This is a genomic window from Paenibacillus terrisolis (assembly GCF_056171975.1).
Window position 1 is genome coordinate 408,084 of sequence record NZ_JBKFGG010000001.1, and the last position, 23,050, is coordinate 431,133.

Consider the following 23,050-nt stretch of genomic DNA (forward strand, 5'->3'; position numbering starts at 1 on the left):
GCCGTAAATCCTCAATTTGCTTGAATTAGCGGGAGATTTTCCCTTTATTGGATCGCAAATAAGCTGGCTTCGAGCTCCAGATGGGAGTTCTTCGGTTCATCGAGCGCCAATAAAATTGAGTTCGGCTTGGCATAGAAGCGCGGACGAAGTAAAAGCCGGCGCTTTTAGACGCGACCCGGCAATATCAGCTTATTGCCTTAGAAAAAACCACCCGTTTGACGGGGGATTATGATTTTTTTTCGCGTTGAACTTTTATAATCTTCTTTACAAAGTACTATATAGGACTATACTATATAGAAAAGGAGGTCGGAACATACGAAAACCAACGGCGGTTTCTTAATCTCCAGGATCAAACAGCTCCAGGGCCGGGTATTCGAGAAAATGCTGAAGGAAAGCGGCGTAGATGCTTTTAACGGCGCGCAGGGCAGAATTTTGTACGTGCTTTGGGAACACGAAAGGCTTACGATTACGGAAATCGGGCGGTTGACCTCGCTTGCGAAGACCTCATTAACGAGCATGCTTGACCGAATGGAAGAAAGCGGCCTGATCCGAAGAATTCCCGACCCTCAAAACCGCAGGCAAACCATCATTTCCATTACGGAAAAAGCCAAAGAGTACCGCGAAGAATACGACCGGGTATCCGAACAGATGAACGTTTTATTTTATAAGGGATTTTCGGAAACGGAAATCGTGGAATTCGAAAAATGGCTGGATCGAATTATTGAAAATTTGGAGATTTGATCGGGAGGATGATTTGAAGTGGAACGTCAAGCCATCAGCGACATTATCAATTTAATCGAAAGCAGCCGCGATGCGATAACCTGCTCCATCGATGACGAGGGGTTTCCGAATGCCAAAACCATGTTTAATCGGAGGCACGAGGGATTAGAAACCTTTTGGTTCTCGACGAATACTTCCGCTATCCGTACGGCCCAATGGCTCAAACGTCCGCAGGCGTGCATCTATTTCGCGGACGCGGAGAATTTTCACGGCCTGATGCTCACAGGACAAATGCAGGCATTCCTCGATAATGAAACGAAGCTGGACTTCTGGCAGGAAGGCGACGAGCAGTATTATCCGCTCGGCCCTACTGACCCGGATTACTGCATTCTGCGTTTCACGGCGGACAAGGGAAATTACTATCACGGCTTGCAAAAGCATTTGTTCAGCGTAGATCAAACCCGGGAGTGGTAACAATGCCATATCGGGAGGTCAGCGATTGTTCCGTTTTTTATGAGGATATCGGAATCGGCGACCCTATTCTCTTCCTGCACAGCGCATACAGCCGCGGCATCATCGCATTCGGCGGTCAAATACAGCCCTTTTTCCATGACTACCGCTGCCTGCTGCCCGACTTCCGGGGACATGGCCGCACAACCGGCAGAAGCAAAGATTGGGATACGCCGCGAATTGCCGAAGATATGGCGGAATTTCTCCTTTCGTTACATATCGAAAAGGCACATATAATCGGGTACAGCCTGGGTGGCGGAGTTGCGCTTCACTTGGCCGCAAAGCATCCCGAAATGGTGCGGAGCCTAACGACGATCGGCTGCGGCGGCGTTCCCGATCCCGCGGGATCGGATGAATATGAGCCCGAAGCGCTGATCCGAAATCATCAAACCGCCTTTATTGAGCGGTTGAAGGTGGTGCATGCCGAGGCGCACGGCGGTGATTGGGAGCATCATATGCGCCAGAGCGTCGCCGATTGGCGGAAGTACCCCAGCTTGACGAATAGCGAATGGGCCAAGCTGACCATGCCGATGCTGTTGATTGGAGGAGAAAACGACCCCTTTACCTCACGGCAGAAATTGCTTGTTATGCAAACGAGATGCCCCCAGGCCGATATATGGGTCGTTCCCGGAGGCAATCACCGTCCGCACATGCCGACGCAGAATGTGAAAGAGGTAAACGATCGAATCCTTGCATTTCTGCAGTTCGTGGAATGAAAACTTAATCCGGCAATAAGCTTTGGACAGCCAAGCTCATCCTTTGATCGGGTGAGTTTGGCTGTTTTCGCGCTATTTAGAACTATCAATATGTGTTTCATTTTTCCGGTATCCCTATCCCTCAGCATGAAACGGCATATAGCTTACCTGTGAGAAATCATGACATCATCTATTGAACACTTGGCATTTTCCATTCCTGAAATTCAATTTTTCCGTATTCATCGGCAATTACGAGTCAAACCTCATAAAAATCACTTTACCTAAGAACCGGTTTGAATTAATATGTGACTAGCATGATATATAACATGACACATACAGTTTGGTTATATGACAGACTTTTTCGGTTATAAGTTTAACCATGTCCGTCACCCTTCCCCGTGGTTTTGAAATAGTATAAATGAAGCCTTTGTTCATTTATCGATAGGTACGGGGAACCCGTGCGCCGATTCCGCAAACGATCTCGTAATTCACGGTGCCTGCCAGCGCTGCGGTTTCTTCCGCCGTGACCCGTTCAACCACTGCTGCTCCGCCGATCAAAGTTGCGATGTCGCCGACTTGCACACCTGCCAGCGAGGTGACATCCAACATGGTCTGGTCCATACAAATTCGCCCGATGATCGGTACTCGGCGGCCCAGGACGAGCGCGTATCCATTATTGGACAGCGCTCGGGGCAAGCCGTCGGCATAACCGATCGGAAGCGTGGCTACAAGCCGATTCGAAGGAGCCCGGTATGTGCGTCCATATCCAACCGTTTGCCCCTCGGAAACCTGCCTGATGGCGGCGATAGACGTTTTGAGCTGCATCGCCGGCATGAGCGGAAACTGCGGCTGCCGCAGCTCTTCGGAAGGAAACAAGCCGTACATGGCGATGCCTACTCGGATCATGTCCAGGCGCATCTGCGGAAAGCGCATGGCTGCCGCACTGTTGCAGCAGTGTTTGATCGGAATAAATATCCCTTCGGCTTCCAGGGCCTCTATGCAGCTGCAAAATCGCTCGAATTGCCGCTCGGTGAACGCCGGATCCTCTCCATCGGCATCGGCAAAATGGGTGAACACCCCCTCCAAGCGAACAAGCGGAGAAGCCAGCACCTTTCGAGCCAGCCGTATGACGGCCTTGGCCGACGTTAACCCGATCCGGCTCATCCCGGTATCGAGCTTGAGGTGAATACGCGCCTCTTTGTGCCGGCGGCTTGCGCAGGTGATCGCTTCGGCGAGCACCTCTTCCGAGTACACCGTCATGGTAATCCCGTGACTTATTGCGGCATCGACGGCATACGGAGGCGTATAACCCAGCACAAGAATCGGCGCATCAATGCCGGCTTCACGCAAACGAAGCGCTTCGTCCACAAGGGCGACGCCCAAATATTCCGCTCCGCCCGACAGAGCGGTGCGAGCCGTTTCGACGGCCCCGTGGCCGTAGCCGTCCGCTTTTACGACGGCCATCAGCCGGCAGCCCGCCGCAGTCTGGGCGCGAAACAAAGCGGCGTTATGCGCTATCGCTTCCAGCGAAATTTCCGCCCACGTATCCCGATATCCGGTAAATTGATTGGCCGATATCATATAACGTCGCCTCTTTTCTTTTCATAAAATTAGAAAACAGTATAAAGCATCTTTAAAAATCGCGGTTTGTCCCAAACCCCGAAAATTCCGAAAAGCTTTTGTGCTGACACACAAATTACGGAGGTCATGGTCATGCGGCAGGAACCGGATTTGTTTGAATTTCATTCCGATAGTTTGGAAATGCTCGCCGAAAAAATCAACGAAGTGCTCGGCCGCCCGGTGACGATCGAGGATGTCAACCACCGGCTTGTCGCCTACAGCTCGCATGTTCCCGAGACGGACGCGGCCAGGCTTGCCACAATCGTCGGACGGCGCGTTCCGGACAAGGTGATCAGCAGCTTGTGGCATGACGGCGTCATCGGCCGGCTGCTGGAAAGCGAGGACCCGATCCGGGTCGCTGCCATCGACGATGTCGGACTCAGCGGACGCGTAGCCGTGGCCATCCGTTCAAACACCGAAGTGCTTGGTTACATTTGGGTCGTGGAAAACGGGAACGCCTTTTCTCCGCAGGAAATGACCATTCTGAAGCAGGCGGCCGGGGCAGCTCGGGCCAAAATGGCCCGCTGGCAGATGCAGCGCCACAAGGAAGACGAATCGCACAAAAACTTTTTCTGGCAGCTGTTGACCGGCCATATCGATTCCGAGGCCGTGATCCAGGAAAAGGCGCACAAAATCGGAATCGTCCTGCCGCCGCTATTTCACATTATCGTGATTGATTTCTCCTCCGAAGCCACGGAGCGCTGGCAGCAGCAGACGATCGAGAAATTTTCCGCCGTTTCCTCCTCCTGCCGCATCACACTCCGGGTTGCCGACAACAACCAGCTGATCCTGTTGGCCGCTCCGCTCGTTCACCGAAACAAAGAAGACGTCGTCAGTTATCTCGAGTTCATGGACGGCAGTCTGCGCGCCTTTTTCAAGGAGCATTACGCGGGCCTCGCCAGCGGCAGTTTATATGAGGAGTACGGCAGGCTGGAAGCCTGCTACCGGGAAGCGCTGATTCTGCTGCAGATTAAGCGGCGTTTCCGGGAAGAAACGAAAGGCACCGTTTATTATTCGGATCTGGGGTATTACCGGTATCTGCCGCTGATTTGGCAGGAGGCCGGCAGACACGAAGGCGGCAGTGAAGGCCTTGTCAAGCTGAAAGCTTACGATCTTGAGCACCACAGCGACCTGCTTCACACGCTGGAAGTGTTTTTATCCCATGACGGCAACGTCAAAACGGCAGCCGATACGCTGCATGTGCATGCGAATACGCTGAACTACCGGCTGAAGCGGATCGGCGAAATCGGCAGCATCGACCTTATGAATATGGATCAGAAAATTACGATATACTTAGAACTAAAGGCAGCGAAATTCGGCAATGGCTGAGGTTTGGTGATTTTCACAAACCCGGCCGTTTTTTTTGTAGGTTCTCCACAAACAAAAGCGGCCTCACCTGTCCTATACTAATGTCAAGTAAACTGACAGCATATTCCGTTTCGCAGATGTGCTGCCGTAGAGAATGATGTCGGCGTTAATTTTTCTAACAAAGGAGGAAGACCTATGATCGTCGGAATACCGAAAGAAATCAAAAACAATGAAAACCGGGTAGCTATTACGCCCTCCGGCGTATATTCGCTGGTAAACGCAGGACACCAAGTCCTGATCGAAAAAAATGCCGGGGCCGGAAGCGGCTTTACGGATGCGGAATACGCGGCGGCGGGTGCCGCCATTATCCAGCAGGCCGCCGAAGTATGGAGCGCGGATATGGTCATGAAGGTGAAAGAACCTCAGCCGGGAGAATACGAATTTTTCCGTAAGGGGCTCATCTTGTTTACCTACCTGCATTTGGCGCCGGAGCCTGAGCTCACCGCGGCTTTAAAAGAAAAAGGCGTAACCGCCATTGCCTATGAAACGGTCGAAGTCAACAAAACCCTGCCGCTTCTCACGCCGATGAGCGAAGTCGCCGGCCGGATGGCGGTGCAGATTGGAGCGCAGCTTCTGGAAAAACCGCACGGCGGCAAAGGCATTTTGCTCGGCGGCGTACCCGGCGTAAGACGCGGGAAAGTCACGATCATCGGGGGAGGCGTCGTGGGAACCAATGCGGCTAAAGTCGCGATCGGCCTGGGCGCAGACGTGACGATCATCGATTTGAACCCCGAACGGCTGCGCCAGCTCGATGACATTTTTGGGGCCAGCCTGCAGACGTTAATGTCCAACCCGCAGCACATTGCCGAAGCCGTTGAGCAGTCCGACCTCGTCATCGGCGCGGTACTGATCCCGGGTGCCAAAGCGCCCAAGCTCGTGCAGGAAAACATGGTAAAGGCCATGAAACCCGGATCGGTTATCGTCGACGTCGCCATCGACCAAGGCGGGATTTTCGAGACCGTCGACCGGATCACGACGCATTCCAACCCCACTTACGTGAAGCACGGCGTCGTCCACTATGCGGTAGCAAACATGCCGGGGGCCGTGCCGCGGACATCGACGCTTGCATTGGTGAACGCGACGCTGCCGTATGCGCTGGAAATCGCCTCGAAGGGGCTCTACAAAGCGCTTAGCGATCGGCCCGCCCTGCGAAGCGGCGTTAACGTCGCCAACGGCGCAGTGACTTACGCTTCCGTCGCCAACGATCTGCACATCGAATACGTGCCGGTCGAACGGGCGCTGGAGCTTAGCGGAAGCCTTGCCCGTTAGGGGCTAAAGGGGCCAGGGAATCCAATGCAAAGAATCGCAAAACGAACAGAGTGAAAATGTGCCGATTTCACGCAGGGGCCGAGGATTTATGAGGCTGAGCGGATTTCGGCTTTTTTTGCAGCTTTGACCGCTCCAGCACTCAGAACGTTTGAGCGGTTCTTTGCGGAAGTTTAGCGGTAAAATTGGGCGTTATTCCGGCAAACTGACCTCTCAATTACGGAATAGCGGTCTCTTAGGGCGCTATTTCTAAGCCGAAGAGCAAAATATGAGCTTTTCTCCCCGCTTTTCACAAAATAGCGCCATTTTACACCTCTATTTTCTCAAAAAAGTCCATTTTCTCGGCAATAAGGCCATTTCGTACCTTTATTTCCTCGGGCACGGAGGATGGGACACAAAGCACACGCATATCACATAGAGCACGGCGGTGCGAATGCGAGCTTGCGTACGGAACACGGCACATGGTGCACACGGTGCGAATGCGAGCTTGCGTACGGAACATGGCACATGGTGCACACGGTGCGAATGCGAGCTTGCGTACGGAGCAAGGCACATGGGCCACGGCGGTGCGAATGCGAGCTTGCATACGGAGCAAGGCACATAGAGCACGGCGGTGCGAATGCGAGCTTGCGTACGGAACACGGCGCGCCCCGGCCCATTCTACTCCTAGGGATTCCCCTGCTTCTTAACCGCCGATTTTATAGCTTAACCTTTGCCAGAGGCACATGAGAGCATCCACAATACCTTCAAAAAGCTATCCGTCATCCACAAAAATATCTACAATACTCGCTATACCATGAGCTACACTTGAATCTACATCAATGAATGCACTCTATTCCACAATATTACATCAAGTAATCCACAACTATATCCACACAATCCGCAATATCCAGCAAATATACTCATTTCCGCATCAAGGGATATCTACAGTATGGACAACTGATCATTGTCGCAACTCCCAAGCTAGCTCTTCCCCCGACCGCTTCCGACACCCCCGAGATGACTCCTTGAAATTAGCGCTCATTTCCGATCTCGATCTCCCGTTTACATCACATCACGCCAAGCATATCCGCATCTTTCTCGAAGTCATGGCGCAAATCTTTTAAAAAACGTTGCATCCGCTCCAGCGCGCGGTCGAGGTCCGAGGTTGAAGCGGCGTAAGAGAAGCGGATATGCCCCTCGCCTCCAGCGCCAAACACATGGCCAGGGACCGCGGCCACGCCCGCTTCCTGCAGCAGGCGCGCAGCAAATTCGGCGGAGCTCAGGCCGGTGTGCGTGATGGAAGGGAACGCGTAAAACGCGCCCTGCGGCTCATGACAGGGAAGCCCGATCTCCCGCAGACCTTCGACAAACCGCCGCCGGCGGAAGCCGAAGGTTTCCTTCATCGCCCGCATCGCCGGAAGACCGCTGCGCAAAGATTCCAACGCGGCGATTTGCCCAAGCGCGGGTGCGCACATCGCCGTGTATTGATGGATTTTAAGCATCTCCGCCAGCAGCTCGCGGCTGCCGCAAACATATCCGATTCGCCAGCCCGTCATGGCAAAAGCTTTGGAAAAACCGCTGATCACAAGCGTCCGCTCTTTCATGCCGGGCAATGATGCGATGCTGACATGCCGTCGTCCATACGTCAACTCGGCATACACTTCATCCGAAATGACGATCAGATCATGGGCAATCGCCAATTCGGCAACCGGACGCCAGTCTTCCTCCGTCATGACCGCTCCCGTCGGATTTCCCGGATAATTAACGATCAGCACCTTGGATCTTGGCGTGACTCGCTTGGCTAATGACGCCGCAGTGAGCTTGAACTGCTCCTCGGCCGACGTCGGCACCTCCACGACGGTCCCGCCGCATAAATGAGCGATCGAAGGATACGCGATGTAGCCGGGAACCGGTATCAGAATCTCGTCGCCGGGCATCACGCAGGCGCGCAGCGCCAGGTCCAGGGCCTCGCTGCTGCCAACCGTCACCAGGATTTCCCGGTCCGGGTCATAACCCATATTAAAGCTTCCCCTCAGGTAACCGGCAATTTCTTCTCGAAGCTCCGGAAGTCCGCTATTCGCGGTATAGCCTGTTTTGCCATCGTTCAGAGCACGAATGCATGCGGCCCGAACCGACTCCGGCACGGTAAAATCCGGTTCTCCAACGCCCAGCGGAATGACGCCCTCAAGGTCCCGGCAGAGATCGAAAAACTTCCGGATTCCCGACGGCGGAATTTCCCTAACTCGCGGTGAAATCCACTCCCGGCCCGTCATGGAACCATCACCAGACCCTTCAGCCGCTCCTGCAAGGACAGTTCAATCAGGCGATCCAACAGCTGTCCGTAAGCCATTCCCGCCGCCATAGCGCTTCTCGGCAGCAGGCTGCCGCGCGTCATGCCCGGCAGCGTATTAACTTCCAGCACGTAAGGAATGCCGGCTTGCAAAATCATGTCGATGCGCGCATAAACGGCGCATTTTAAAGCGCGATAGCAGGTCAGTGCCGCTGCCCGAACCCGCGTCTCCACATCCGGCGGCAGCATGATCGGAAGCTCCTCGGCCCCGCCTTCCTCATATTTTGACGAGTAGTCGAACCAATCCGCCCCGTTGGCCCGAATCCCCAAAACCGGCAGCAGTTCGCCGTTCAGAACAGGGCAGGTAATCTCCTGGCCCGCGATCATTTCTTCTACCACCACCGAGGTATCCCAGCGGAAAGCCTCCGCCAGCGCCAGGCGCAATTCGGCTTCATCACCGACTCGCTGCACGCCAATGCTTGATCCCCCGCCGTTTGGTTTAACGAATGCAGGATACCGCAGCCCGGCGTTTTGTTTCTCCCACTCCTCCGAACTGTCGCTTAGGCATAGACGCCAATCCGGCGTCATGATCCCTTCGGCCCGGATCAACCGTTTGGTCAGATCCTTATCCATGCACAAGCTGCTGGCCAAAACACCGCTGCCCGTATAAGGAATGCCCATCGTTTCTAGGACGCCCTGCACCGTTCCGTCTTCTCCGAACTTTCCGTGCAGCGCCAGCAGGGCAAAATCGATGCCTTTCACTTTGACGAGGATTTCCTCCGGTTTGGCGATATCGATCAGTTCCACCTGATATTTGGACGGATCTAAATGATTGGCCATTTCCCTGCCGGTCATCAGCGAAACTTCCCGTTCCGAAGAGACGCCTCCCATAATTACGCCGATTTTCATGTCCTCATTTCTCCTTTATCCGAGCATTCCCGCGGCCGTTTCCCCGATAATCCGGATGCCTTTGCGTATATCATCTTCGGACACCCTTGAAAAACCGATCCGCATCGTATTTTGTCCCCCGCCGTCCGTAAAAAACATCTCTCCCGGCGTGAAAATGACGCCCTGCCGGGAGCAAGCCGCCAGCAGCTCGCGGGTATCCAAGCTTTCATCGAATTCCACGAACAGATGCAGCCCGCCGCTGCCCGACATTCGGCGGTAGGGAATAAACTCCTCGCAGCATTGTTTCGTCCATTCATATTTCCGTTTATATTCCGCGCGGGCTTTTTTCAAATACTTCTCCAGATTGCCGTTATAGAGATATTGATACAGCAAAGATTGGTCCAGCGTCGAGGTGTGGATGGTGCGCGCCCGTTTGACACTTTCCAGGACATCGATCAATTCACGGTCCGCCAGTACCCACCCCACCCTCAGCCCCGGGAACAGGACCTTAGAGAAGCTCCCCAGGTAAATCACGCTGTTTCCCTTCCCGGCCATGGCAATCAAAGGGGCTACATGGGAACCCGAATAACGCAGTTCCTCGTTAAATCCGTCTTCGATGACGGGAATCTGGCGTTCATTCAGCAGCCCGAGAATCGCCAGCCTTTTCTCGGCCGTTGTCACGATTCCCGTCGGATTGTGATACGAAGGGGTCAGGTAGGCGCAGTCAAAAGGTTTCTCCGACAAGGCCCGCTCCAATGCGGCAATATCCATGCCGTCCTCTTGCATCGGAATCCCCGTGACCTCAAAACCATGCAGCTTGAGATTTTTGATCGCCGTTTGATGCGTTGGGTTCTCGCATAGCACAGCGCCGCCGGTTTTCCCGCCAATGGCGGTCAGCACGATATCGAGCCCCTCCGTGAAGCCGTTCGTGATCAGCATGTCCTTGCCTTCCAAATTAACGCCCTTACGCTCCATATATTGCAGCAGATAATCAATTAACGGCTTGTAGCCCTTGGCATATCCATAGTTCAGCAAAATGTTGCCTTCCACCGCCATCCGGTCCAGAAACGCCCGCTTGACGTTATCGAGATCAAACAGCTTTTCGTCGGGAGCAATGCTGGTGAAAGAAATCGCGTCTTTGTCCGCGCGGATGCCGTGCTTCATGCGATCGAGCTCCACGGCCAGACGCGCATGCCCGTTCAAGCGGTCCGCCCAGTCCATCCGCCAAGGAGAAGCGGCGTCCGGGTGAGACGCGGGCACGGCGGAAACAAAGCTGCCCTTACCCTGCAAAACATATACCAGCCCCTCTTCCTCAAGCGCTTCGTAAGCGGAAATCACGCTGCCCCGGCTGACCTCCATCAAACCGGCCAGCTCCCGGGTAGACGGAAGCCGCTGACCGGTCTGCATAACCCCCTGGGTGATAAGCCATTTGATATAATCCTTCACCTGAATATAAACCGGCCGGTCCAGGTCCAGCTTGAAATCATGAAACATTCTTGCATCACCCCCTTCTCATGATGGCACAAACCGGGTCGAAAATAAAAGAACCACCGCCCTGGATTTTTGGCCAGAGGGTGGTTCGATGTCCCCAAGCGGACGGAAAACCATTCCGTCCCGCTATTATTGCTTATACCATCACTTTGCAAATATTGTTCGTAAACTCGACCGGATCGGTAACCGGCAGGCCTTCGATCAGCAGCGCCTGATTGAACAGCAGGTTTGTGTACAGGTTCAGTTTTTCTTTATCGCTCGCGTAAGCGTTCTTCAAGGACCGGAACACGTCGTGATGAACGTTGATTTCCAGCACCTTGTCCGCTTTGACCTCTTGACCGTTTGGCATCGCGTTCAGCACTTTCTCCATTTCGATGGAGATTTCGCCTTCCGTGGACAAGCAGACCGGATGGGATTTCAACCGTTTGGAGGCTTTGACCTCCAGCACTTTGCCTGCCAGCAGTTCCTTCATGGCTGCAAACAATTCTTTATTCTCGTCTTGTTCCGTATCCGCCTTGGCGTCATTGTCGTCCGCTTCTATTCCGAGGTCGCCGCTCGATACCGATTTAAAGTCTTTCCCTTTATAGTTCAGAATCACCTTCAGGGCAAATTCGTCGATATCGTCGGTGAGATACAAAATTTCGTATCCTTTATCGGCCACCAGTTCGGTTTGCGGAAGCTTCTCCAGACGTTCGACGGACTCGCCGGCGGCGTAATAAATGTATTTTTGGTCCTCCGGCATCCGGGAGACATATTCGTCCAGCGTAACCGGCTTTTTCTCTTTGGAAGAGGTGAACAGCAGCAAATCCTGCAGCACGTCCTTGTTCATGCCGTAATCGCTGTACACGCCGAATTTCAACTGGCGGCCAAACGCATCGTAAAACTTTTCGTATTTGTCGCGTTCATCCTTAAGCAAGGTTTGCAGTTGGCCTTTGATTTTGCTTTGGATATTTTTCGCGATCGCCTTAAGCTGACGGTCATGCTGCAGCAGCTCCCGCGAAATATTCAAGGACAGATCCTCCGAATCGACCATTCCTTTGACAAAACCGAAGTAGTCGGGAAGCAGATCGGCGCATTTGTTCATGATCAGCACGCCGTTTGAATACAGCTCCAGTCCTTTTTCGTATTCTTTCGTGTAATAGTCGAACGGCGTCGTTTCGGGAATGTACAGAATCGCGTTATACACGACCGCTCCGTCCGCTTTGACATGGATATGCGATACCGGCTTGTCGAAGCCGTACCGCTTTTCCATATAGAAGTTCTCGTAGTCTTCTTCGGTCAGCTCGCTTTTGTTCTTCCGCCAGATCGGCACCATGCTGTTGACGGTCTGCTCTTCCTTGTATTCTTCGAACTCGCCTTCGCTGCCTTCCTTCGGCCGGCTGCCGGTCACGTCCATCTTGATCGGGTAACGGATAAAGTCGGAATATTTCTTGATGATCGACTTCAAGCGGTATTCATCCAAATACTCGTCGTATTGGTCGTCTTCCGTGTTTTCCTTGATTTTCAAAATAATTTCCGTACCCACCTCGGCCTTCTCGCAAACTTCGATCGAATAGCCGTCCGCTCCCGTGGATTCCCAGCGGTACGCTTCATCGCTGTCAAGCGCCCGGCTGTTGACGGTAACGACGTCCGCCACCATAAACGCGGCGTAAAAGCCTACCCCGAACTGGCCGATGATATTATGGCCGTCCTTGGCCTCGTTTTCGCTCTTAAAGGCCAGCGAACCGCTTTTCGCGATGATCCCGAGATTGTTCTCCAGCTCTTCCTTCGTCATGCCGATCCCCGTATCCGTAATCGTCAAGGTCCGGGTCTCTTTGTCGGCGGCAATTTTGATAAAATAATCGTCCTTGTTAAAGACAAGCCGGTCGTCGGTCAACGCCCGATAGTAGATTTTGTCGATGGCGTCGCTGGCGTTGGAAATCAGCTCCCGCAGAAAAATTTCCCGCTGCGTATAAATCGAGTTGATCATCATTTCCAGCAATCTTTTGGATTCCGCTTTAAACTGATGTTTAGCCATTTGGATGGAAGTCCCCTTTCATTTCACTGCAGCAACATTGTTAGCACTCCATAAACAAGAGTGCTAATTCTATTTTTATATTATATATCCTGTTTTTCGCTGTCAATACGATCCTGGGGCAAGCGGCGTATATCCCGTTTGCTCAACGAGCGACTGCCCCTCGGAGGACCGGATCCAGGCTATGAATTTTTCGATATTGGGGTTGCCGCTCCCGGCGGTTACCGCATAGAACTCCGCGGCAAGCGGATAATTGCCGTTTGCGATCGTCGTTGGGTCCGGCTTCACCCCGTCGATGTCCAGCAGCTTGATGTTTCCGCTTTGGGCCATTTCGGTGGCGTAATAGAGAAACGAATAGCCCAGCGCATTTTTATGATTCCGGTAGTCGGCCGTCCGTTCTATCATTTCGCCCATGCCTCCAGCGACATCCTCCTTAGGAGGCGGCATCAGTTCCTCGCCTGCCATCAGCTTCTGCAGCATCGTTTGGCTGCCGCTGTCGTCCGGCCGCTGAAAAGCTCGAATGTTCTCGTCGGGTCCGCCGATCTCCCGCCAGTTGGTTATTTCCCCGGAATATATTTCCCGAATCTGTTCCGTAGAAAGTCCGCTTACCGGATTCCGCTTATTCACGAAAAATACGAACGCTTCGCGGCCGATTGGAGTCAGCTTCAGCTTCACGTCCTTGCGCTCGGCTTCCAGCAACTGCGAGCTCGAAGGAGCGGCGGCAAATATGATGTCCACGCGGCCTTCCATCAGGTTCTTATAGGCCTCCGGCGTGGAATTGCCCATCACTTCGCTGGAGTAGGGACCATACTCCTTCTCCGGGTATACCGCCTGAGCGAAAGCCGAATACAAGGGATACAGCGCGGTCGCTCCGTCAAGCCGCGGCAGTTCCGACCGAAGGGAAAGCCCCGCCGGCTTATCCAATGACACAACCTTCGACCCATCCTTGAAAGGTTGATAATCAGACAGCCTTACCTCCCGTTCCCTGATCGTAATGCTGTCCAGATAGTCTTGCCTTGCTCCATATCCAAATGCCGTCAAGCCGCACAACAGAAGAAATCCAAGCAGCGAAAGATATTGGATCAGAGGACGGGCGGGCACAAAAACGCGGACAACGGCAAACGCCGAAATTCCCAAAGCCGCAATCAACACAAGCGGAGCATAGAATTGTTCTCCCCCCGTAAGCGCCACATACAGCGATACGAAAAAGCCAAATAACATGAAGGTGGAGACCAGCACAAAGCTTACTCCAAGCTTCACCCACCATTTTCCGCTCATGAGCCTACCTCCTCCAACGACCGGATAACTCCGGCGTGCTCCGCCTTACGATGATATAGAGGCAAATCAATCGTGAACACGGTTCCCGTCCGGGGTTCGCTGCGGACCGCAATCGTCCCTCCCAAAGCATTGATCACTTGATAGGAAAAGGTTAGACCGAGGCCCGTACCGCTGGTTTTCGTCGAGAAATAAATCGAGCCCAGCCGATTTAGCTGTTCCTCGGTCATCCCGACCCCGTTATCTGCGATGGTCAAACTCACCTTTTTGGGAGTTGGTCGAAGACCCACGGACACTCTCCCCTTCCCATAGGAAACTTCGGAACAGGCCTCCACCGCGTTTTTCATGAAATTAATGAGAATCTGTTTGATTTTATCGGGATTTGCCAGGATCCACACCGGCTCGATCGGATCATTCATGTCGAGCTCCACGTTATTCATATTGGCGTAAGGCTTCATTACGTCGACGGTGATTTTCAGCAGTTCCAATAAGTCCGTAGGCTCCTGTTTATCCGTCATCGGCTTGGTGATCGACAAATATTCGGAAAGGACATATTCCGTCCGCTCCACTTCGCTGACGCAAATATCGATATATCGCTCCAGCTTCTCCCGATCCAGGGAGCTGTCCCGGATCAGCGTCAGAAATCCCTTGACGGCCGTCAGCGGATTTCGCACTTCGTGAACGAGCGAAGCGGCCATATGGCTGATCGCCCGTGTTTTTTCGTCCTGCGTATAATTGATGAACAGCTCTTTGTCTGACACCGCTTTTTTAAACAAAGTAATCAGCAGCCAGCTCCCGATCAAATTGAGCATGGGGATGATCAAAATCTGCAAGGTGAGGTTATTCATGATATAACCCGGGCGAAGTAGATTGCCGATGATCAGCGGGATGATAGAAAAGGATAACCCTGCCGAGAAAATCACCAGCGATTTACGGTTCGTTTTTTGAAACAGCCTGTAAAAAAACACCGATAACGGGAACGTGGCAGCCACGATGATAAGCGCAGAAGTTGTCCCTTCACCCCCGAGATAAACGCGAAACAAACAAAACTCCCCCAGAACGATAAACCCGGTCTGCAGCCCGCCAAAAATCAGGCCGAAAAACATCATGATGTAACGAATATCATAAAAAAATCCATGAACTACGTTCGCTCCAAAGGTCATGGAAAAAAACAGGCTGATTACGCTTGCGGAATTCATAAACCTTTGCGAGTAGCTTTGAGCCTTATTCCGGTAGAAGGCGATAAACATAACGAAAGGCATCAAGGCGAAAAACAATTGCAGGATCATTTCTTTGACAATGTTCACTGGGGAATCGCCTCCTTAATTAAACATTGGGATCGATAAATTTAATTCCATATCGCAATCTATAATCCCTTTAAACAAGGACAGCAAACTTTATAAACTTTTATACCTGCATTTGTGTCGGAAAGTAGGCGATTTCTTCCGGCATTCCTCATTCTTTCGGCGCATAGCTTAGCTAATGTAAGCAGGACTTGCTGTCTGATTCCCCAATCAAAGGATGATGGCTTTGTGAAAATGAAACTCGCCGCCGTACCCGGACGTTCTCTGCTTCGGCGCACCGTAAAAAAAGGATCCTATATTTTGGCCGGCTCCATCGTTCAAGGGTTTGGCATGGGCGTGTTCCTGTTCCCCCATTCCGTTCCCGCCGGGGGATGCGCAGGCCTTGCGGTGCTGCTCAAGCATTGGATCGGCCTGCCGCTCAGCATTGGGCTATGGAGCACGAACATCCTGTTTCTGCTGTTCGCCGTCCATTATCTTGGAAGCCTCAGCGCCGTCGGAACAATTATGGTCATTACCGTGACCGCCGTTTCCGTTAACTTTTTCGAGGTGTATGGGAGCACGCCTTTCTCGAATGAATGGATGAACCTGCTTGCGGGTTCCCTTTTTCTCGGCCTTGGGATCTGCCTCCTGCTCATGCAGAGACTGACCAACGGCGGTATCGGTTTTGTCGCGCTCGCCATAGCCAGGCATAAAAAGATGAACCCGGGAACTACGCTGTTCTGGTTCAACGGCGTTATTTTTCTGCTCACGGCCTATATCATTGACTGGAAAATCGTCATTCAAGCCCTCATCTGCCAGTGGATCTCCACCAGGCTCGTCGTATGGCTGTACCCTATTCTGACCGCCCCAAGGAATCCCGTTTACCGCTTGGCCTGGCGAAAAAAATAAACTTTGGGGAGAACGCGAATGAGCCATCGGATCGCGAGCTAACTCAGGATGAACTCGCGGGAAGCCCCGGTCTTACCTTTCAAGCGATACCTCCCAAGCGGAGGCACAGGCTTGGAAATGCACAGGCGCCGCTCGATATCTCCCTGCTGCCGCAGCTATCGAGCCTGCTGGGCGTCGTGGACAAGTCGGTTACCGCTCCCCCTCCGGAAAAAGAACCTACCGCCAACAAAGGACATTCCGGCGATTTGCTCGCCCAATATCGCAACTGGCTGACCCAGAACAGCAAGGAAGTCGTATTCGACTGCAATTCATCGGGATTTCGCACAAGCATGCCATGGTGAAAATGATCGAGCAGAAGATTGTTTCGTGATGAAAGCTGGTTTGCGAGGAAAGACGGTTTGTTGGAGACGCTAGTTGGTTTGCCGGGAGAGACGGTTCGTGGAGACGCTAGTTGGTTTGGTTCGGGAGGGAAGGTTCGTGGAGTCGCTAGTTGGTTTGCCGGGAGAGACGGTTCGTGGAGTCGCTAGTTGGTTTGCCGGAGAGACGGTTTGTGGAGTCGCTAGTTAGTTTGCCGGGAGAGACGGTTCGTGGAGTCGCTAGTTGGTTTGCCGGGAGAGACGGTTTGTGGAGTCGCTAGTTAGTTTGCCGGGAGAGACGGTTCGTGGAGTCGCTAGTTGGTTTGGTTCGGGAGGGAAGGTTGGCTCGAGGAGGGCGCATGAACTTAGCACTAGACTGAACTTCTAAACTGAACTCCTTGAGAGGAAATACGAGAGGACGTCGATTTAACGGGAAAAACTCCCGTTAATTTCAAAAAGGGGAACGATTCAGCGTAATTAACAGGAAAAAACCCCATTAATTTACTGAATCTTCCCCTTTTGACTTAGTTAATGCCGAATTAGCAGGAGATTTTCCTGCTAATTGCTGATTTAAGAGAAATTTTTCCAAAATAAATGGAGGTTTTCCCGTTAAAGTGTTGGAGAAGCCGATGAATTGATGATGCCGGTATTCCACCGGCCTCCCTTGCCCGCCGCCAGAGCGCACCCGACAGGACAACTTACGATGAGTTGATGATGTAGGAATTGAATAGCTGCCGAACGGTTTGTTTATTGCCTAACGGTCCATTAATGCCTGGCTCACGGCTCTCGACAAACCTTCGGCGGCTTCCCGAACCTTGTCCGCCGACGTGACCGCGGAAATGACCGCTACCCCGTCAGCACCGGCGTGGATGACCTCAGGCGCGCGTTCGGCCGTGATCCCGCCGATACCTACCAGCGGCAGGTCGATGTCCAGATGCCGCAGCTCCCGGAGGATTCCGAGACCATGAACCGCGTGGGCGTCTTCTTTTGACGCGGTCGGATACAGCGGGCCGATGCCGAGATAGTCGGCGCCGTGTCCGATGGCGATCCGTGCCTCGTCCGCCGTATGCGCGGATACGCCCAGGATCCGATTGCCGATCCGCTCGCGCACCGTCCCGGCCGACTCGTCGTCCTGCCCGACGTGGACGCCATCGGCGCCGATGGCGAGCGCCAGTTCCACATCGTCGTCGACGATAAACGGCACGCCGGCGGCGCTGCAGACGGCGTGCAGCTCGCGAGCCAGCGCCCGCATCGGCTCGCCGGTCAATGCGCCAGTTCCCTTCTCGCGGAACTGGACCAAGGTCGCACCGCCGGCGATCGCTTCGCGCACGACGGCGACCGGCCCCTGCCGCCGGCAGTTGACGCTGCCGACGACCAGGTACATGCGCAACTGCTCGCGCATTTGCGCAGAAGCCACCCGCCCGCCGCCAACGCCGCTCATCGGCGGGCCTCCCGGCGGCCGTAGGCCCAATGGTTCGTCGGGCCATGGCCGTGCCCTAGCCCCAGGCCGTCTTCGATGGCGGCCTGGATAAAATCGCGCGCTACTTCCACCGCGCGCTCCTCGGACAAACCCTTCGCCAGGCCGGCGGCGATCGCCGCGGAGAAGGTGCAGCCGGTACCGTGCGTGTGCGCGGTATCGATGCGGCGGCCGGCCAACTCGGTGAACCCCGTACCGTCGTACAGCAGGTCGACGACCCGTTCGCCGTCCTCGTTGTCATGCCCGCCTTTGATCACTACCTGCCTAGCTCCCAGGTCCAGAATGCGCCGAGCTGCCTCCCGCCGGTCCTCCATCGTCCGGATAGCAATTCCGGACAACACTTCGGCTTCGGGAATGTTCGGCGTCGCCATTAAGGCCAGCGGGAGCAAATCCCGCTTGAGCGCCTGCACCGCTTCCGGCAGCAGCAGCTCCGCTCCGCCTTTGGCGATCATGACCGGATCGACCACGACCCGGGTCCAGCCGAAGACGCGGATGCGCTCCGCTATGGCCCGGATGATCTCCGCGCTGAACAGCATGCCCGTCTTGAGGGCGTCAACGCCCAGATCGGAGCCAACCGCATCGATCTGCTCCGCCGCGGCTTCCGGCGGCAGCGGATACACGCCTCGCACGCCAAACGTATTCTGTACGGTGATGGCGGTGATCGCCGACATGCCGAATACATCCAGCTCCTGGAAGGTTTTCAGGTCCGCCTGAATCCCGGCGCCCCCGCCGCTATCGGAGCCCGCGATGGTCAGCGCCCTCGGAACTGCCGTCAGCTTGTTCGGCAAGGCGCTCATCCCACCCACCATCCTCCCGCGGAGGCGGCTTCGATCTCCCGGACGGCGGCGTGGCCTTTCAGCGAATGCGGATGCAGCTTGGCGAGCTCGTCCAGGAAGGCGATCTGGAAGCTGCCCGGCCCGGCGGCGGACGTCCGCTCCGCGGCGCGCGACGCGGCGGCTCCATAGAACGCCAGCCCGGCGGTTCCGGCCAGCAGCAGGTCCTTATCCACCGCGGCAAAAGCGCCTAGCACCGACGTCAGCAGGCAGCCTGTGCCGGTCACCTGCGTCAGCAGAGGATCACCGCCGCTGACGACCCGGCACAGCTTCCCGTCGGTGATGATATCCTCGCGCCCGGTGATCGCCACCACCGTGCCCAGCTTCCGCGCCGCCCGCACCGCCAGTTCGGCGTTTTCCGCCACGGCGCTGTCACCGGCGTCGACGCCTTTGATCTCGCGGACTTCGCCGACGAGATGGGCGATTTCGGCGGCATTGCCCCGCAGCAGCGACACCTTCACCTCGCGCAAAATCCGCTGCGCCGACTCGGTCCGGAAACGGGTCGCCCCCGCGCCCACCGGATCAAGCAGCACCGGCACGCCGTGCTTGTTCGCGGATTTGCCGGCAACGATCATCGCATCGACCTGCGGGGTGGACAAGGTGCCGATATTCAGCACAAGCGCCCCGGCGATGGCGGCCATATCGGCGACTTCCTCCGGCGCATACGCCATCACCGGCGAAGCGCCCAGCGCATACAAGCCGTTGGCGGTGAAGTTTGTCACGACAACGTTCGTCATATTGTGGACCAGCGGTTTGACCCGTTGAACCTTGGTTAATAGTCCGCTTAATTCATTTTCAAGAATGCTCATTGTTCAATCGCCCTCTTTCTTTTCGAATGGTTGGATCGTTTACAAAATCCGCGAAGGGCTTGCCGTTACCCCACGGTTCCGACCGGAATATCCACCGGCCACGTCTCCTGTTTATAGGCCATATCCCAGAACAAGTATTCCAACTGGCAGCTGAGCAGAAAATGTTCCGTCATTTTCTCCCGCTCTCGCGCCGTAGCCTCCCTGGCCCATTGGTCCAGGCGGTCTCCAAACTCGCTCAGGATATCGCCGGACGGATTCCCGTAGAAATGAATCCACTCATAAAACGGATGCGACTCGGTCGGCTTCACTTCTTCAATCAGCCTTTGTCCGATCTCCTGGTACGTCCAGGGGCAAGGAAGCAGCGCCGCCATAATTTCTCCCAGACTGCCCTCGTGGGCCACAGTCAGCAAATGGCGGATATAATGGTGCGCCGAAGGGGCCAGCGGGTATCCGCGCAGCTTGCCGTAATCCACGCCTGCGACCGCGCAGAAGTTTTGGTGCGGATGGATTTCGCTGTTCAGGACAAACGAGATATGCTCATTAAACATGGCGATATCCTCGCGCTCCGTGCATTTAGAGATAGCGATGCCGTAGACTCGCATAAAAGCGTTCAAATATTCGTAATCCTGCTTGACATAATGAATCAGCTGCTCTTTTTGCAAACGTCCGCTTGCGATCCCGCGCACGAAGGGATGATCGTAAATTGCCCGGAAAATCGCGTCCGCCTGCGAGCGAAGCCCCAGCGTAAAGCTTGTCGTCTCCATGGATTCTCCTCCTGATACTTGTTAAGGGATTGTCGATCTGCAAGCCGGTTGATCCGCCATCCGCCAGCGGTGAAGCGAACGCAAAAAAGCCGCTCCGGAAAGGGAGCGGCTGCACGTATCCAAAAAATAGAAAACGCGAAAATATATTAGGCCGGCTCCACTTTCCTACGCTAGTATGAACTAGATCAGGTTCGAAGGGTCCGAGATTCTTCTCGTCTCAGCCGTTAACGGCGCCCCTAGTGGACTTGCTATTCAACTAACCCTAACTTTACCCATCCTTGTCAGCGGTGTCAATACCAAAGCGGTTTGCGTTCAGCGAAACATCAGCCTGAAAATCACCTTGCCAAGAAACCTTGCGGAGGCAAGCTTAAGACAACCGCACTCCGGGGCAAAGTAATACTTGGCACGCGGCTCAAGCCAGCCTTGGTTCAGCCAATACCCGTAATCGATCGTTTCGGTTTTGCCGGTGCGGGCCTGAATTTTCCGGTGGCTTTGTTGAACCTTGAAAGACATTAGCGCATAAAAGGAAGGCTTGCGGGATTTATACAGGATGCCTTCAAATAATTGCAGCGCAAATCGCTTTATTCCTTTGCCGTACTTGAGGCTAATTTCCTCGTTTTCCATCAAAGCTCCGGTTCTGAAGTTTGCTTTGGAGGCGATGCGCACACCCCAGGAGTTTAAAGCGATATTCAGCGTTTGGAGGGCACGGTTCGAAGTCCCCCCTCCCGAAGTCGTCAAAATTCCGGCAACTTTTCCGGCAAAAGCGGGACGATGACACTGGTAAGCCATTCGGTCCATCCAATTTTTCATGATCCCGTTAACATCCTCAAGGTATACCGGGCTAGCCAGAATGATGCCGTCCGCCTGAACGATTGTGCCATTGATATCCGCCACCTGATCGCGGATCGGACACAATTGCTCGCCCCGCTCAAAGCAAATGCGGCATCCCCGGCACGTTTGGATATCCGCACGGGCCAAAGAAACATGCTCAAATTCAACGGGGATTTGCCTATTTTCGGCCAATTGCCGTATTTCCGATTCCACCCGTTTGACCAAACGCTCCGTATTTCCGCCGCCGCGAAAACTGCTGACGACGGATACTATTCTGACGGCATGAACCGGCTGCGAGAACTCCACATTCATCTGGAATCGCCTCCTGCCGCCATTATACAATGTTCTCCTAATCTTGGCAGTAATGAGACGGGTTTAGAGCAGATACACGGGATTCGTCAGGCAGGTCATAACCTCCCTGTCCCATTCCTCCAAATAACGGCGTGCCTCTACGCGGTAAAACAACCGGTCGGCAGGCATTACGCAAGCGATGGTCCGTTGACCGTGCGCCTCTGCCCATTCCAATTCCAGTCCATGGTCGGACCACAAGCAGATTCGGTCGTTTCGGGCTTTGTCGACGGCAATTTCCAGCTCAACCTCCGAAAGTCCGGCCGCTTTCAATTCGCCGCCGATCCCGACGCCGCCCGCGGTCAATGTCATGAAGGTTTCGTCCGGATCCATGCTCAGCACAACTCGCCCCTTCCGAATTCCCTCAATGACGGCAGGTGTCGTTTCCGTCTCCGCAAGCACGAAGGTCGTCGGCGATCCATGCTGCACAAGCGGGTGCGGCCGATGCGTATCGCTGCCGCCTAAGGCAATGATTCTCCGGCCCTCCGCCAGCCGTTGCTGCCACCACCCCACTGCCCTCTCATTAAGCTCCCTCCACGGGCCGTTCCATACCTCGATCGCGTCAAACGGTACATCGAAGCCAAGCTCCCACGGACAATCATCGCAAAAAGGGTGATTGAGCGACACGAACGCTCCTTTGTCCTGCGCCTTGCCCAGTTCTTCCGCCGCCGCTTCCGGCGTTAGGACACGGAAGTCATCCAGTGCGTCAGGCTGCCCGAGCAAATTGGCATGGCCGCTGTAGCTGGTCAATTCCACTCCGGGTATAAGCAGCAACTCCTCGTCATACATCGGAGCGGCTAAGCTCTGTGAAGCGGTATTGTGATCGGTCAGCGCCAGGAAGTCCAGCCCTTTTTCCTTCGATAGGGCCATTGCCTCGGCCACGGCGTAACTGCCGTCGCTGTGGACAGTATGCGTGTGCAGGTCGCCCTTAAGCCACCGCGGATGACTAAATGTATACGAAATTTGCAGTTCAACGGTGCAGCCTTCCTCGGGAATCCGATAAGCGCCGAACAGGACGAACCATGTTCCGGGAATGATCGCTCCCGGCAGATAACCCGGCGTGGCTTTTTCCATTCCGACGAAAAAACGATCCCGCGCCCCTCCGCTCCAGCCCACAATGCGTGCCGGAGAGCGGAGGCCGATATCGACCACCGTCGCCTCGTTTTTGTCGTAGCGATAACGGATATCGATTTTTTCGACTCCCTCGGGCACCTGAAAGGCAAGCTCGGGATAGCTCCGCTGCTGTTCGCGGAGAAGATGCAGCGTATGCCCAAACCGGGCGGAAGACGGGCGACCCGAATCCATATTTAATGACATGAAG

Annotated in this window: 21 protein-coding genes and 1 riboswitch; of the genes, 8 read left to right on the top strand and 13 right to left on the bottom strand. The window is 54.5% G+C overall.

From position 1 onward, the window contains the following. The first annotated feature begins 381 nt into the window (after nucleotides 1-381). From ACI48K_RS01795 to ACI48K_RS01805, 3 genes are read left to right on the top strand one after another with little or no spacing between them, the layout of a single operon-like run. The gene (locus ACI48K_RS01795) at nucleotides 382-741 is read left to right on the top strand and encodes a MarR family transcriptional regulator (RefSeq protein ID WP_475025850.1); all 360 of its coding nucleotides are present in this window, start codon (nucleotides 382-384) and stop codon (nucleotides 739-741) included. A gap of 18 nt (nucleotides 742-759) precedes the next feature. Then, complete coding sequence (locus ACI48K_RS01800) at nucleotides 760-1,194, top strand: pyridoxamine 5'-phosphate oxidase family protein (protein WP_475025851.1); 435 nt, start codon at nucleotides 760-762, stop codon at nucleotides 1,192-1,194. Between the two features lie 2 nt (nucleotides 1,195-1,196). Beyond that, nucleotides 1,197-1,946: an alpha/beta fold hydrolase gene (locus tag ACI48K_RS01805; protein WP_475025852.1), complete on the top strand. Its 750-nt coding sequence runs from the start codon at nucleotides 1,197-1,199 to the stop codon at nucleotides 1,944-1,946. 414 nt (nucleotides 1,947-2,360) lie between these two features. On the opposite strand, the gene alr is transcribed toward ACI48K_RS01805, so the two are convergent. Further along, on the bottom strand, nucleotides 2,361-3,506 hold the full coding sequence (gene alr / locus ACI48K_RS01810) for an alanine racemase (RefSeq protein WP_475025853.1): 1,146 nt from the start codon (nucleotides 3,504-3,506) through the stop codon (nucleotides 2,361-2,363). 132 nt (nucleotides 3,507-3,638) lie between these two features. Between alr and ACI48K_RS01815 the strand changes: the two genes are divergently transcribed. Both ACI48K_RS01815 and ald read left to right on the top strand, forming a co-directional pair. Then, nucleotides 3,639-4,874, top strand: a complete 1,236-nt coding sequence (locus ACI48K_RS01815; RefSeq protein ID WP_475025854.1) for a PucR family transcriptional regulator — start codon at nucleotides 3,639-3,641, stop codon at nucleotides 4,872-4,874. 174 nt (nucleotides 4,875-5,048) lie between these two features. Beyond that, a complete protein-coding gene (gene ald, locus ACI48K_RS01820; protein ID WP_475025855.1) occupies nucleotides 5,049-6,182 on the top strand; it encodes an alanine dehydrogenase in 1,134 nt (377 codons plus the stop codon). A 1,046-nt stretch (nucleotides 6,183-7,228) separates the two neighbouring features. Here ald and ACI48K_RS01825 read toward each other — a convergent pair. The 6 genes from ACI48K_RS01825 to ACI48K_RS01850 all read right to left on the bottom strand — a co-directional run bounded on the left by ACI48K_RS01825 (nucleotide 7,229) and on the right by ACI48K_RS01850 (nucleotide 15,426). Then, on the bottom strand, nucleotides 7,229-8,434 hold the full coding sequence (locus tag ACI48K_RS01825) for a pyridoxal phosphate-dependent aminotransferase (RefSeq protein WP_475025856.1): 1,206 nt from the start codon (nucleotides 8,432-8,434) through the stop codon (nucleotides 7,229-7,231). Next, the gene (locus tag ACI48K_RS01830; protein WP_475025857.1) at nucleotides 8,431-9,360 is read right to left on the bottom strand and encodes a D-alanine--D-alanine ligase; all 930 of its coding nucleotides are present in this window, start codon (nucleotides 9,358-9,360) and stop codon (nucleotides 8,431-8,433) included. Before ACI48K_RS01830 ends, ACI48K_RS01825 begins: the two co-directional genes overlap by 4 nt. Before the next feature lie 15 nt (nucleotides 9,361-9,375). Further along, entirely contained in the window at nucleotides 9,376-10,833 is a 1,458-nt protein-coding gene (locus ACI48K_RS01835) for an aminotransferase-like domain-containing protein (RefSeq protein ID WP_475025858.1), read from the bottom strand. A 133-nt stretch (nucleotides 10,834-10,966) separates the two neighbouring features. Beyond that, the gene (htpG, locus tag ACI48K_RS01840) at nucleotides 10,967-12,847 is read right to left on the bottom strand and encodes a molecular chaperone HtpG (protein WP_475025859.1); all 1,881 of its coding nucleotides are present in this window, start codon (nucleotides 12,845-12,847) and stop codon (nucleotides 10,967-10,969) included. Nucleotides 12,848-12,949: 102 nt separating this feature from the next. Further along, nucleotides 12,950-14,122: a PstS family phosphate ABC transporter substrate-binding protein gene (locus tag ACI48K_RS01845; RefSeq protein WP_475025860.1), complete on the bottom strand. Its 1,173-nt coding sequence runs from the start codon at nucleotides 14,120-14,122 to the stop codon at nucleotides 12,950-12,952. Further along, complete coding sequence (locus ACI48K_RS01850) at nucleotides 14,119-15,426, bottom strand: ATP-binding protein (RefSeq protein ID WP_475025861.1); 1,308 nt, start codon at nucleotides 15,424-15,426, stop codon at nucleotides 14,119-14,121. The genes ACI48K_RS01845 and ACI48K_RS01850 overlap by 4 nt, the downstream gene beginning before the upstream one ends. Nucleotides 15,427-15,657: 231 nt before the next feature. On the opposite strand from ACI48K_RS01850, the gene ACI48K_RS01855 reads away from it, so the two are divergent. The 3 genes from ACI48K_RS01855 (at nucleotide 15,658) to ACI48K_RS01865 (ending at nucleotide 16,878) form a co-directional block, all read left to right on the top strand. Further along, complete coding sequence (locus ACI48K_RS01855; protein WP_475026045.1) at nucleotides 15,658-16,311, top strand: YitT family protein; 654 nt, start codon at nucleotides 15,658-15,660, stop codon at nucleotides 16,309-16,311. Further along, nucleotides 16,245-16,652 (top strand): hypothetical protein, encoded by a 408-nt coding sequence (locus ACI48K_RS01860; RefSeq protein WP_475025862.1) that lies wholly within the window; start codon nucleotides 16,245-16,247, stop codon nucleotides 16,650-16,652. The genes ACI48K_RS01855 and ACI48K_RS01860 overlap by 67 nt, the downstream gene beginning before the upstream one ends. Nucleotides 16,653-16,749: 97 nt before the next feature. After that, nucleotides 16,750-16,878, top strand: a complete 129-nt coding sequence (locus tag ACI48K_RS01865; RefSeq protein WP_475025863.1) for a hypothetical protein — start codon at nucleotides 16,750-16,752, stop codon at nucleotides 16,876-16,878. A 543-nt stretch (nucleotides 16,879-17,421) separates the two neighbouring features. On the opposite strand, the gene thiE is transcribed toward ACI48K_RS01865, so the two are convergent. From thiE to ACI48K_RS01895, 6 genes are all read right to left on the bottom strand, one after another. After that, complete coding sequence (gene thiE / locus ACI48K_RS01870; RefSeq protein WP_475025864.1) at nucleotides 17,422-18,108, bottom strand: thiamine phosphate synthase; 687 nt, start codon at nucleotides 18,106-18,108, stop codon at nucleotides 17,422-17,424. Further along, the gene (gene thiD / locus ACI48K_RS01875; RefSeq protein ID WP_475025865.1) at nucleotides 18,105-18,941 is read right to left on the bottom strand and encodes a bifunctional hydroxymethylpyrimidine kinase/phosphomethylpyrimidine kinase; all 837 of its coding nucleotides are present in this window, start codon (nucleotides 18,939-18,941) and stop codon (nucleotides 18,105-18,107) included. The genes thiE and thiD overlap by 4 nt, the downstream gene beginning before the upstream one ends. Continuing rightward, on the bottom strand, nucleotides 18,938-19,786 hold the full coding sequence (gene thiM, locus ACI48K_RS01880; RefSeq protein ID WP_475025866.1) for a hydroxyethylthiazole kinase: 849 nt from the start codon (nucleotides 19,784-19,786) through the stop codon (nucleotides 18,938-18,940). The genes thiD and thiM overlap by 4 nt, the downstream gene beginning before the upstream one ends. Nucleotides 19,787-19,851: 65 nt before the next feature. Further along, entirely contained in the window at nucleotides 19,852-20,550 is a 699-nt protein-coding gene (gene tenA / locus ACI48K_RS01885) for a thiaminase II (RefSeq protein WP_475025867.1), read from the bottom strand. Nucleotides 20,551-20,695: 145 nt separating this feature from the next. Next, a riboswitch (TPP riboswitch) is annotated at nucleotides 20,696-20,798 on the bottom strand. Between the two features lie 64 nt (nucleotides 20,799-20,862). Further along, entirely contained in the window at nucleotides 20,863-21,693 is an 831-nt protein-coding gene (locus ACI48K_RS01890; protein ID WP_475025868.1) for a flavodoxin family protein, read from the bottom strand. Nucleotides 21,694-21,756: 63 nt separating this feature from the next. Next, nucleotides 21,757-23,046 carry a CehA/McbA family metallohydrolase gene (locus ACI48K_RS01895; protein WP_475025869.1) on the bottom strand — a complete coding sequence of 430 codons (1,290 nt, stop codon included), beginning with the start codon at nucleotides 23,044-23,046 and terminating at the stop codon, nucleotides 21,757-21,759. Nucleotides 23,047-23,050: the final 4 nt, after the last annotated feature.